Raw genomic sequence first — 12655 nt, forward strand, 5'->3', positions numbered from 1 at the left:
CTGTTGCCACGATGCCACCCACAAATGTGCATAAAGAAAGAGCTGTCGGAGAACCCTTAATCCCCGAAAGCCCTTGATTTCAAGCCATTTTACCGTTCTGACAACAGCATTTCTTTGTATCAATTCTTGGGTTTACATTTCTAGCATTTCCTCGGTAAACCCTGAAGATTTATCTTGCAAAATTACATAATCATATCCACCATTAATAATCAAATCTTTGTATGTATTAGCTGCTACTGTAGCATGGTCTGACAATGAAGCGGACATCTGTGCTTTTACATCTATTTTCGCATTAATCCCTGCGTACTCAAAAAGTGCTTTAACTTTTGAAGCCACATTATTGTAACGTGTAAGGCTGTTGCCAATCATAAGGATTTTAACATCATAAGGGCCTTCATCAACCTCAGTATTACCTACCGAAGTATCTAGCTGCAAAAGTTCATTACTTTCTACAATATAGCTATCATCATACTGTATATCTTCTATTTCTTCATTCTGTTCTCTTTCATCACCATAATACAGGTTTGGATTTACAACAGTATTTCTCATGGCATAATCTTCTGAGTCTACTGAGTAATAAAAAGTAACAGCTGAATCTTTGTCAACAGTAAATGTTCCTGATAATATACCAGATTGCCCATCAATAGAATCATTCCAACTATAGTTGCCCGCTTTCACAAATACAGTAACCATATAGCTGTCTTTGCTAGTTTGCAGCATTTCAAAGGAATGAGTTTCTGAGCCTCTTGTTAAAACCAAATCTACATCTGTTAATCCAATTGGCTTAACATAATCCTTTTGATCTTCACCATCCTCAGCTTTAACTTTAAATACAGTATTTTCGTCATTGATAGAATTAAAAGTTGTTTGCTTTACCGAATCTGCCCAAATAAAGAACTCATCTTTTCCTTCTCCACTTGGAAAAGTTACATACATATTTCCGCCATTATCGCCAATTTCACCATTATTCCATGCACCATCAAAATTTATTTTATATGCATATTTTGAATCAGCGGCAGGTATCGTATATACGAATTCTCTACTGAAGATTCCGCCACCTTCATAGTTTAGTCTTGAATATGTGTTTCCATAGCTTTGGTCCCAACTACCAAACTGCTTAAATTCCTCCACTTTCTTCGCATTAAAAAAGTTTCCCGTCCAATTAGCAACCTTCTTAACTAATTGAACAAGATTTCCATTATCATCTGTTACTTCATCAAGGCTTGTAACAACTTTATCATCTTTTGAATAGTATCTAATTAGTACAACACTCTTATTATCTTCATTATCCAGTGATTCATCCTTTATCACCTCATCATTAGCGATAATTTGATAGTTATCAACACCAGCAGGCACTTTAATTGTAGTTTCATACATTCCATCTTCATATAACCTCATGCCTTTTTTGGTATCTCCGATTTGTACTTGTAGATAGTCCCCATAGGATACTGCCGCCTGGGAATCGAAAGCCAGCGCAGGGACAAACACGCTTAATATAGCAGCAATTAGAAATGCTATTACATTCCCCCTAATAAATTTTTTCATAAATTCTCCTTCCTTGCTATAATATTTAGGTATAACCTATTAAATATCCTATGCCATGTAATAGTTGTTCGAAATAATAAGATTGTATATAATCATATATACTATAGGGTATAAGGAGAATGGGTTTAACTATGGAATTATTACAATTGAGATACTTTAGAACTGCCGCAAAATATGAGAATTTTTCAAAAGCTGCCACTTATCACATGATTCCTCAATCTGCAATTAGTAAAACTATAAAGAAGCTGGAAACTGAACTAAACTGTCAATTGTTTGATAGAAATGGAAAAAATATATCCCTTAATCGCAATGGACAAATCTTTCTTAAAAGTGTTGATAAAGCATTAAATTCTTTAGATGATGGAATCTCAAAGATTAAAACTGAAGATTCTTTGATTATATCAATCCAGATTATGAGTGGCATACGTATAGCAAATGAGCTAATAAACTATGTAAAAAGAAATATTCCAAATATTAAAATCGTACTGTATCAAGGGGAAAGTAAAAAGGGTATATCTAGCGACTTCAATATAATGCAGTCACCTATAAATACACAAGTCTATGACTATCTGACAATAGCAAATGAAGAAATTATGGTTGCTATACATAAAAATAATAAGCTAAGTAGGCGCGCTTCTTTAAAGCTTTCAGATTTAACTAAGGAAAAGTTTATCGCCTATGATAATAACAATCCTTTACGAAGATTCATTGATGATTTTTGCAAACAGAAAAACTTCGCACCAAATATTATCTTCGAAGCTAATTCTGTATCTTCATTTAGATCAATGGTTGAGGCAAATATGGGCATAGCTTTTGTACCTTCAGCATCATGGAAATCTGTGGAGGATAAAGAAGTAAAGCTGATTCCTATTGAAGGCAGACCAAGCAGAGAATTAGTGCTTGCTTGGGACAAAAATAAAGATATGAACTGCAATTATGAGCAATTCATATCTCTAGCAAAAAACTGGATGAGTTATGTCTAAACTCTATAACCACCAGAAAATTATTCATGCTTAGAACATTCTCCCTAAAGCATGCCTTACGAGCAACTAACTTGTTGCATCACTACACTTTCAGAATTTATTATTGTGCCCTCTGGATAAGTTGAATCGTTTGTAGTTTTTCTGTAACCTGGAAAACACTTACAAATTGAATCAAAATCCATTTCATTTTTTAATAATAACTGTAATGCCTTTAAATCTTGTACTTTCATATCTCTTTTTACTACCTCCCCATGTTTTCATTCTATTGGATGAAAACATTACTATGGGAAGATAATATCACACAAACTATCACACTACTGTCACAATAGTAGCAAAAAAGCCTATGGTTTTGAAAGACTGGCATTTTTCTTTAAAATCATACACTATAATTCCAATAGATACCGTAGCTCTCCTTGTACTGATTGTAGTGAGTAGTGAAAATCAGTTTTTTATTAGTACCTGTTAATTCAAATTCCATTTGGTCATCCTGCTTTATCAGATGCTTGCTGATATTTTTCATAAACTCATCAACAGATGACTCAGATGTAATTACAATATCATCTGAATCAACACTCTTTTCTGCAGCTACCACCACATCAATGCCGTGTGGCTTTATTTTCATGTGCTTATCACCAAGTCTTGCAGAAAGCACATAAGGGCCATAACAAAATGCGTATGTATCCTTGCTATCAGCCAAGCTATGGCAAGATATACCCATAGGCCATGTGATTGTTATATCACCACCGGCAAGAATAAGCTCCTTTGAAATAATGTAGAATCCATTCTCCTCCTTAGGCTCAATGATAGAGCTTCCTACCATAACCCGTGGATTACCCTGTAGCCAGTGTGGTATTCTAAGATACAAATCTACATTAGTATCCTTATTTACCACATCTACTCTAATTTTTACCTTGTCCGATTTAGTAAAATCGCACTCCTGGGTCAATGTATATCCATCGCCTTTGTAAATAGATGCTACATACATTGCCACAACCAGTTTATCATCACCCTTGAAATATATTCCATCTTGAAGCTTAGTAAAGTTTTCATAGCCTGTTCCTGTGCAGCACCAGAAATTTCCATCTAAGGTATTGAATACCTTATGAAATCCTGTGCCCATAGGCTGAAAATAAGTGGTAAAGCCTGTGGCGTGATTTTGAGAAGCCATTATTGCATTGATAAGAGTCTGTGCACTGTAATCAAGGTACTTCTTGTCCCCTGTAACAGCAAAAAGTCTTCTAGCCATCTTAATCATATTGTAAGTATTGCAGGTTTCGTTATTTGTGTGTGTTCTTTCAGCATTAAGAATATTGTCCCTACCAAAGTGCTCGTTTTCGCTATTTCCACCAGTGATATAGGTATGCTTGCTAATGACCATATCAAAGAAGTCTTTAGCGTAATCAAGATATTCACTTGCAGTATCATCTACCTCATATCTAGCCAATGCTCCTATAAACTTAGGTATTGTTGTATTGGCATGAGTATCATTTAACAGGTCTTTTTCATTAGTTGAAACCTTCTTAAACAACTTAACCTCATCAAAGGCATGGGCAGCATTCTTAAATCTTTCGTAGTCTTTGTAGCCCAAATCATTACCAGCATCAACCAGCTTTTTATTCATCTCATATAGCTCATACAGGCAGTCATTCATGCCACCATATTCGATGGATAAAACTGTTTCGTGTACCTCATCACTCCAGCTTTCACATCTATTTGCAATCCAGCTTCCCAGCCTATTTGCCACCTTTAGAGCCTTTTCATTTGAAGCATATAGATATGTAGCATTCAGTCCACTAAGTATTTTATGCATTGTATACCAAGGTACCCATGCCTGCTTAAAAGGATCTGACTTTCCCTCTTCAACATAATCAAACTGCAATGCAGGATTATCTAAATAATCCTGAGTTGGAAGCGTAGCTCCAAAAATATAGCCTTCGTATGCTGTGCCTGTAGTTTTATTCTGACATTCATCTAACGCATCGATTATGTAATCAAGTCGTTCTTTTACAGCCTTCTTTTCCTTTGAGTCTAATCTAGGATTAATCTGAGCCTGAGCCAAAGCCTTTATGTAATGTCCCAAAGTATGTCCACCTATAAGACCGTTCTCCCAGCCTCCTCCATATCTTTCATTGCCTTTCATAAACGAATTGCGGGAAGATTGGTTCATACCAACTATAGCTCCAGCTGTCTCTCTAAATCCGGCTACAAGCCTGTCTGGATTTAGCGCCAGCATGTTTTTAACTTCCAAATGTAAAGCCTCATCATAGTACTTGTCGCTAACCTCGCAGGAAGCTAAACTTATAGGTCTCAAATTGTTGTTCATTGTTATGTATCCTTTTCTTATTATTTTTACGTACCATATGTACGTTATGTTAAGAAAAGTGTACCATCATACATTTTTTATCTAAATGCAAGAATAACTATATTAAGTGTAAAAATTGCAGATGTTTAATTTATGAGGAAAAAGTGGTATTATTCACTATAATTAAGTTTTAAAGTGTCATTTTTGTATAATTATGTGTATATAATGCACATTAGGTGTCATTTTGTGCTATTAAGCCGCGGGGGTTATATGTTTTAATGAACAGAAAAAAAGTTGAAAAACTTATGGTTTTTCCAGACAATCAAATATTTAATTATTTAAGAAGTGGAAAATTTGAAGCTCTATCTAACGAGTGGAAACATGAAAGCATGCCCTTATTATTCGATTATGAATTCATCATCGTTACTGAAGGCACCCTTTATTTAAAATATATGAATGAAGATTTTAAGGTGGAGAAGGGAGAATATTTATTCCTTCCACCTAGCGATTCTAAAAGAGTTGGTATCAAAAAATCTTATTGTTGCTTTTATTGGATTCATTTTACAGTGGATACTAATAATTTCCCTGCACAGATTTTAACTGGAGAAGCTCCTTCCTATAACAGAGCAAAATGCTTTTTGCTTCCTCAAACTGCAGCTGTTCCAAGGCAAGAAAGATTGATTATACAAATGAAAAGATTGCAGGATTTAGATCGTGACAACTATCCTGCAATCACTTTAAACGCTTGCTTAACCGCTATCATTACTGAGCTATACGGTCAAATAAATGCGGAGCTCCCTAAGGAAGAGGATTCACTAAATAATAAGCAAATATATTCTGATATAGTAGATTATGTTAAACGTAACATATCTAATAATTTTACCATCAATGATATTGCTGAATATTTTGGCTACAGTCCTAAATATCTATCTAGAGTATTTAGTGAGATGTTAGGACTATCCTTAAAACAATTCATTATTTCTAAAAAGATGGAAACAGCAGCCTACTATTTAACAGACAGCGACCGTAGTATTACAGAAATTGCAGCATCTGTTGGTTTCTCAGATGTCCACAATTTCTCCCGTTCTTTTAAAAAGGCAACTGGTTTTACTCCAAGCCAATACAGGAATGCTTACGCTAAAAGACTCCTGTATCATGTATAGCTTACCCTAGATACGCCATAATCGTTTCTTTTATCCTCTGCTCTGGCTTACTTATTTGCTGCATAGAATTCTTCTTATTAAGAGTATCAATTATAGCTGCAATATATCTATTCATATTAATGCTATAATAATACTCTTTCTCAAGAAGCTCCGGCTTTTGATATACCAGATTAGTGGTAAATATCCTATCAAACAGCCCTTCTTCATAAGCCCTATCCATTTTATCAAAGCCTGATGTAAACAATCCAAATGTTGAAAAAATGAATACTCTTTTTGCTCCGCGCTCCTTTATCTGCTTACAAACGTCTATGATGCTTCCTCCAGACGCAATCATATCATCTACAACAATTGCATCCATTCCATCAAGGGCACTACCACAAAAATCATGGGCCACAATAGGATTAATTCCATCTATAATTGTGGAATAATTTCTCCTCTTATAAAACATCCCTAGATTAACACCGAATAAAGATGCATAGAATACCGCCCTTTCTGTAGCGCCTTCATCTGGCGCAATAATCATCAAATGTTCCCCATCTATTTTTATATCTTCATACTCTGTTAAAAAACCCTGTACAAACTGAAGGGCCGGCGAAATATTTTCGATGCCTCTAAGAGGTAGCACATTTTGCATTCTAGAATCATGAGCATCAAATGTAACGATATCATCTACTCCCATAAACTCAAGTTCCCTAAGCATCATGGCACAATCCAACGATTCTCTAATCATCCTTCTATGCTGTCTGCCTTCATACAAAAACGGCATAATGACAGTAATTCTATTCGGCTTACCATTACATGCCATTATAATTCTTTTCAAATCCTGATAATGATCATCAGGAGACATTCTATTAAGCTCCCCATCCATTTTGTATTTAAGAGAGTTGTTACAAACATCAACAAGAATATAGATGTCCTTATCCCTTACAGATTCCTCAATGACACCCTTCGCTTCGCCACTTGTAAATCTTGGACACTTAGATGGAATAATATAATTATCACATCCTCGCCATTTACACAGGATTTCATTGATTTTCTGTGTTTGGTTTGTAAAAGACTCCAGCGTAATAAGGCCAAGTTTATCTTCCATAGTGCACCTTCCTATTCGTACTGAACTTCAGGACATGATTTATTATATCCCACATGTGTGATTTATTTGTTACCTAGTAATATAACGTTATCCTTTACATGTTTTGATGCTTCCTGGAAGCGTTCAATAAGCGCCAGGCGCCACTGGGTATATTTAGGGACATACTAAAGTTTTATTGTATATATAGTTAATAAACAACCACATGCCACGGAGGTGTCGATATGAAGGGATATATTGTTGATTCAGGTTATATGGGATATGTAGATGGAAGATATGAATTGTTTGCTACAGAGGATGATTATTTGGATTACATAGCTGCATAGGTCTCGTTACGCTCCCCACAAAGGAGTTACATTGCAAAAATACAAAATACATTTATGGAGATATAGCTTATGGAACTTTCAAATAAAATTATAGCAGTAGATTTTGACAATACATTATGCTTTAGCAGTTGGCCTGGCTTAGGAGAGCCTAATGTTCCCCTGATTCATTACCTCAAGCAGGAGCAATCCCTAGGCAGTAAGATTATTCTGTGGACATGCAGGGCTGGGAAGGAATTAGCTGATGCCACGGCTTGGTGCAAAACCCAAGGGCTTACCTTCGATGCAGTCAATGATAATCTGCCAGAGATTATAGAACTATATGGCCATAACAGCCGTAAGATAACCTGTGATGTATATATAGATGATAGGAATCTTAAGATTGAGGACTGTGTATAGGATATAGATGCACATATATATGTAATGGCAGGTGTTGTGAATGATGTACACAAGCACCTGCCATCTTTTAATTATTTACGCTTAACATTTTATTCATATCTTAATGCATCTATAGGATTTAGCTTTGCTGCCTTGTTGGCTGGGTAATATCCGAAGAATATTCCGATAGCCATTGAAAAGGCAACTGCCACCACTATTGCAGAAATTGATACTGATGCAGAATAGCCCATATATGTGGCTGCCACTGAACCAAGTACCACACCTAGCACTATTCCTATTAATCCACCCATGATACAGATTACAACAGATTCTGTAATAAACTGTAGTCTTATAGAGCCATTTGTTGCCCCCAGTGCCTTTCTGGTGCCAATCTCTTTGGTTCTTTCGGTGATAGATACAAGCATAATATTCATAACACCGATTCCACCAACCACCAATGAAATACCTGCAATAATAGCAAGGGCCAATTCAATAGTAGAAATCATGGTTGTCATAGATTCAATCATACTGGCCATGCTAGTAACAGTTACTTCGTAATCTTCATTATTAGAATAGAACATTGTGTTGAAATAGCTTTCTACTGTATCTGCAAAGCTTTCAGAATCTGTATCTATTGTAGTAACAAGAGTAATACTAGAATAACCCTCATTCATAGTATGAAGCTGATTTCTTGCTGTATCATAAGGAATATACATATCTGTAGTTGTATCCTCTGTAGAATCGCTAAACCAGGTGCTGGAATCATACTCGTATACACCGACTATATAGTAGGTATAATATTTTCCATCTATGCTAACCTCTATAGCAGAACCCAAAGCAGAGGAAGTATCCCCGCTAAACATATTATTGACAAAATAATCTGAAACAATACAAACCTTCTGAGCATTTTCGTAATCCTGTTCAATAAAATTTCTACCAGCCAGTAAATCCAAATTAGTATAATCCATGTAATCCTGGTTATATCCAACTATATTTACGTAAGCATACAAATCTCCATCTACGGCAGTGCCCGAACCAACTGTGGAAGACAATAATGTATATTTGATATTATCTGCATATTCATCCAAAAAGGTATCTAGCATATCATCTGTAATATAATCATCCGTATCCATGGAACGTCTATTTCCAGCACCGAAATGTAAGCCAGATGTAGTGCTCTCCTCGGAGGTGCTTTTAGCAGAAACTCCCACTGTCAGGTTATTAGCTCCCATCTCCTGCATCTGAGTATTCACCATAACAGTGATAGAATTTCCTACCGTCATGATTGCAATAACAGATGCAATACCAATGATTATTCCAAGCATTGTCAGCAGTGAACGCATTATATTGGACTTAAGGCCAGCCAATGCAAGAAGGATATTTTCTGTAATTAACATGATAATTCCTCCTTTATTTCAGCCCATCTGCCATCGGCTTCACCCTTTATATCACCATCTCTAAGGGTAATGATGCGCTCAGTTTCCTGGGATAATTCTGGTGAATGGGTAATTAGCACAATGGTCTTTCCCTGCTCTTCATGCAGCCTGTGAAAGATATCCATAATCAGTCGTCCCGTTGCAGAATCCAGCGCTCCTGTTGGTTCATCAGCAAGTATTATGGCAGGGTCATTAGCCATAGCTCTTGCGATAGCAACACGTTGTTTCTGACCACCGGATAGCTCGTCAGGATTATGCATCATTCTATTCGCCATACCCACTTGCTCCAAGAGCATTTTGGCACGTTCACTTCTTTCACTTCTACCTATGCCTGCATACATCATCGGCAACTCAACATTCTTTATTGCATTAGTTCTTGCAATTAGATTATAGGTTTGAAATACAAAACCTATCTTTTTATTTCTCAGTATAGATAGCTCGTGATCCTTGGCCTTTTCTATATCCACACCATCTAAGGTATACTCACCGCTGGTAGGCCTATCCAAGGCTCCTATTATATTCATCAGCGTAGACTTTCCTGAACCAGATTGTCCAACAATAGACACGAATTCCCCCTCATGAACGGTGAAATTCACACCATGCAACACTTCGAATTCATTAGGAGTGCCTATGAAAAAGCTTTTATGAATATCACGTAAATCTAACATAATATCTCCTGCTGCCATAAACACCTCCTAGAATCCGCCGCCTGGACCACCTTGGCCACCGCCACCTGGGCCACCACCCATGCCGCCTTGGCCTCCTTGACCGCCGCCCATATTCATCATCCTATCCTCAGATTTTCCATCTGTTCCATTTGATTTAGAAGATGTGCTGGCTGCAGTTGCCTTTACAAGCATTCCTTCGTATAATTCATCACTAATAATCTGCACATAATAGTCACTTTCCAAGCCCTTTGTAACTGTAATCTTTGTCTCATTGCCTTCATCATCCACTGCTGTAACATAACTATTTCCGTCTGCATCTGTCTCTACACAATCATATGCAACGGCAAATGCATCAGATACAGATTCAAGAATAACCGACGCCTTAGCTGTCATACCTACCCTTAATCTATCATCAGTACCATCAAGTGTAATCTTCACTTCATAGCTTGCAGACGAGCTACTAGATGAGCTACTAGATGAGCCGCCTGCACCGCTTGCACTATTTGATGAGGAGCTAGATGTAGATGTTGTGGAATCCGAAGTAACCGCTACATATGTAAGGGTTCCTGTAAATTCCTCATCATCTGTAGAATCAAATTTAACCACAGCCGCAAGTCCCTCTGACAATGATGCAATATCATACTCATCCACTGTAGCCTGTACTACAAATGATTCTGTATTAGATATCGTAAATACGGTATTTCCCTGAGTATAATTGTTTCCCTCAGATACATTGATTGCTGTAATATACCCTGAGAAAGGGGCAACCACCTTAGTACCTGACTGGCTCTCTGTTACCGAATCATACTCTTCACTTTTTGTATATGTATTATCATACTCCTGTTGCAGAGTAGCCAATTCGTAATTATACTGAGCCTCTTCTATCTTATCCTGGTACTCCTCTATCTCATCTTGCTTAGCCTCGTAGCTATCTATATCAAATCCATACAAGGACTTAACTATCGCCGACTGTTCTTCGTATCTTGCCTTTGCATCAGCATCATTCGGATACTTTTTATAATTGTTATAAGCATCAACAATATCATCATAATAAATCTTATATTTATCCAGCCACTCCTGAATCTCTGTAATCTCCTTCTGATACTCTTCTATATCATCAAGATAATCCTGTAGCTCCTTTGCATTTTTCTTTTCAGTAATATTGTACTTAGCATTCAGCTCTGCAAGCTTAGTAGCATAATCGTCTGCATCAAACTCAACAACTACCTCACCTGCTTCCACGTAATCACCTACATTGTAATTTACTGCTGAAACCTGTGTACCAGAAGCCACCGTAGATGTAACACTCTGCGACTGACCAGCCGCCAGTGTACCCGTTACACTAACCGACGATTGCAAATCCATCACCTCCACCGCAGTAGTAAGCGTCTTTGCTTCTTCCTCCGTTGGCTTAGTCTTACTTAAATAATTCTTACCAAATATAGCACCAGCCACTATGAGCACAACTAAAATCACACACAGTAGCACATGCCCCTTTATAAATCTACCAATCCTGGCAAAAAAATATCTAACTCTCCCTAGCCTGTTTTTTCCCTTGGGCATTTTCTTCAACCTCCTGCTTGTATTTTTACCTCTCGTTTAGAATTTACGTACATAATATATACACAACTTTTATCCAAGTAAACAAAATACACATAGGATTCAGAATTATTCAGAAACCCGTCACAAAAATCCTAGGAGATTATTCACAGGCACTGGCCTGACGCTAATCTTTCACAACTTATCAATAATTCCTACATTTTTTATTGCTATAATGCGATTATGGAAGGGTTTCTATGTTAGGAGTGATCGATATGGAAATGGTAAAACGTAAATGCCCTGGTTGCGGCAAGATATTTTTTATATCAACAGTAGATATGGATAAGAGATTTCAGAATGGCTATGTGCCGATTTTTTGTAATATCAAGTGTCAGCTTAGATTTTCTGAGCAACGTTAATATTGTGAAAGAATAAATGCCTAGCTGTAATAGCTAGGCATTTATGGTCTTATCTATGATTTCAAGCAGCTTTTCTTTGATAGCGGGCTTTAGCATGTAACCAGCCGGTTTTAGGGTAAGCACAGCTTCAATGTGTGCTCTGTCGCTGACGCCTGTTAGAAAGATTACCGGGATGTCCTTAAACTCGTCGTCGGCTCTAATCATCTCTAGAGTCTGCTTGCCATCGCACACCGGCATTTCGTAATCAAGTAGAATTAAATCTGGCGGATTCTTTCCCATGGCAGTAAGGGCCTTCATTCCAGATGTAGCTACTGTCACGTCATAATTATCCTGAATCATTTCCTTGATAGTGCGAAGGGTAGCAGCATTATCATCTACAATCATAACAAGCTTTCTTGTTCTAACTTCCTTTACTTCGTAACTACCGTCTGCCCTAACAGTTAGTAATGCCCCTATTTTTGCACATACATTTTCCATTATCTTGGTGTTATCCACAGGCCTAATCAAATTATCAAATTGTTGCTCATTATAAAACTGTAGAAATGTACGTTTTTCTGCTTCCGTTCCTATAGTTAGCACTGGGACTTGCCCATGGTCTGCCTGAAGCATATTAAAAATCTTGTTATGCTCTTCATAAGCTCCTACCAGGCTAATAAGAATCAAATCTGGCGTAACTACCTTTAACATATCAGACACGGCCTCATAATGAAGAGGACAAATCTGTACATGAAAATGACTACCCAAAAGCTGCTCAATCCCTTTAACGGCATCATTAATTTTCCCCACCAGTAAAATCTTTTTCATACCTTGCT

General features: G+C 37.1%; 12 protein-coding genes. 4 read left to right on the top strand and 8 right to left on the bottom strand.

Going from position 1 to position 12655, the window contains the following annotated elements; all coding sequences use genetic code 11:
* Positions 1-132 precede the first annotated feature (132 nt).
* Positions 133-1545, bottom strand: coding sequence for a hypothetical protein (locus IJ535_RS12920; RefSeq protein ID WP_294303679.1), 1413 nt, complete (start codon positions 1543-1545; stop codon positions 133-135).
* Positions 1546-1676: 131 nt separating this feature from the next.
* Here IJ535_RS12920 and IJ535_RS12925 point away from each other — a divergent pair, with 131 nt between their 5' ends.
* On the top strand, positions 1677-2528 hold the full coding sequence (locus tag IJ535_RS12925) for a LysR family transcriptional regulator (protein ID WP_294303680.1): 852 nt from the start codon (positions 1677-1679) through the stop codon (positions 2526-2528).
* Between the two features lie 56 nt (positions 2529-2584).
* Here the strand turns inward: IJ535_RS12925 and IJ535_RS12930 are convergent, their stop codons facing one another.
* Both IJ535_RS12930 and IJ535_RS12935 read right to left on the bottom strand, forming a co-directional pair.
* Positions 2585-2758: a hypothetical protein gene (locus IJ535_RS12930; RefSeq protein ID WP_294303682.1), complete on the bottom strand. Its 174-nt coding sequence runs from the start codon at positions 2756-2758 to the stop codon at positions 2585-2587.
* Positions 2759-2904: 146 nt separating this feature from the next.
* Complete coding sequence (locus tag IJ535_RS12935; protein WP_294303683.1) at positions 2905-4851, bottom strand: beta-L-arabinofuranosidase domain-containing protein; 1947 nt, start codon at positions 4849-4851, stop codon at positions 2905-2907.
* Positions 4852-5108: 257 nt separating this feature from the next.
* Here IJ535_RS12935 and IJ535_RS12940 point away from each other — a divergent pair, with 257 nt between their 5' ends.
* Positions 5109-5993, top strand: a complete 885-nt coding sequence (locus IJ535_RS12940; RefSeq protein WP_294303685.1) for a helix-turn-helix domain-containing protein — start codon at positions 5109-5111, stop codon at positions 5991-5993.
* Position 5994: 1 nt separating this feature from the next.
* Here the strand turns inward: IJ535_RS12940 and IJ535_RS12945 are convergent, their stop codons facing one another.
* Positions 5995-7083 (bottom strand): ribose-phosphate pyrophosphokinase, encoded by a 1089-nt coding sequence (locus tag IJ535_RS12945; protein ID WP_294289482.1) that lies wholly within the window; start codon positions 7081-7083, stop codon positions 5995-5997.
* A gap of 392 nt (positions 7084-7475) precedes the next feature.
* Between IJ535_RS12945 and IJ535_RS12950 the strand changes: the two genes are divergently transcribed.
* The gene (locus tag IJ535_RS12950; RefSeq protein WP_294303687.1) at positions 7476-7802 is read left to right on the top strand and encodes a hypothetical protein; all 327 of its coding nucleotides are present in this window, start codon (positions 7476-7478) and stop codon (positions 7800-7802) included.
* Between the two features lie 89 nt (positions 7803-7891).
* On the opposite strand, the gene IJ535_RS12955 is transcribed toward IJ535_RS12950, so the two are convergent.
* The 3 genes from IJ535_RS12955 to IJ535_RS12965 are packed head-to-tail and all read right to left on the bottom strand — an operon-like array spanning position 7892 to position 11448.
* The gene (locus IJ535_RS12955; protein WP_294303689.1) at positions 7892-9178 is read right to left on the bottom strand and encodes an ABC transporter permease; all 1287 of its coding nucleotides are present in this window, start codon (positions 9176-9178) and stop codon (positions 7892-7894) included.
* Complete coding sequence (locus IJ535_RS12960) at positions 9172-9903, bottom strand: ABC transporter ATP-binding protein (RefSeq protein WP_294303691.1); 732 nt, start codon at positions 9901-9903, stop codon at positions 9172-9174. Before IJ535_RS12960 ends, IJ535_RS12955 begins: the two co-directional genes overlap by 7 nt.
* Positions 9904-9912: 9 nt before the next feature.
* A complete protein-coding gene (locus tag IJ535_RS12965) occupies positions 9913-11448 on the bottom strand; it encodes an efflux RND transporter periplasmic adaptor subunit (RefSeq protein WP_294303694.1) in 1536 nt (511 codons plus the stop codon).
* Between the two features lie 251 nt (positions 11449-11699).
* On the opposite strand from IJ535_RS12965, the gene IJ535_RS12970 reads away from it, so the two are divergent.
* Entirely contained in the window at positions 11700-11843 is a 144-nt protein-coding gene (locus IJ535_RS12970; protein WP_294303695.1) for a hypothetical protein, read from the top strand.
* A 33-nt stretch (positions 11844-11876) separates the two neighbouring features.
* Here the strand turns inward: IJ535_RS12970 and IJ535_RS12975 are convergent, their stop codons facing one another.
* Positions 11877-12647, bottom strand: a complete 771-nt coding sequence (locus IJ535_RS12975) for a response regulator (protein WP_294303696.1) — start codon at positions 12645-12647, stop codon at positions 11877-11879.
* Positions 12648-12655: the final 8 nt, after the last annotated feature.

Origin of the sequence: Pseudobutyrivibrio sp., assembly GCF_017471675.1 — a bacterium.
GTDB lineage: Bacteria > Bacillota > Clostridia > Lachnospirales > Lachnospiraceae > Pseudobutyrivibrio.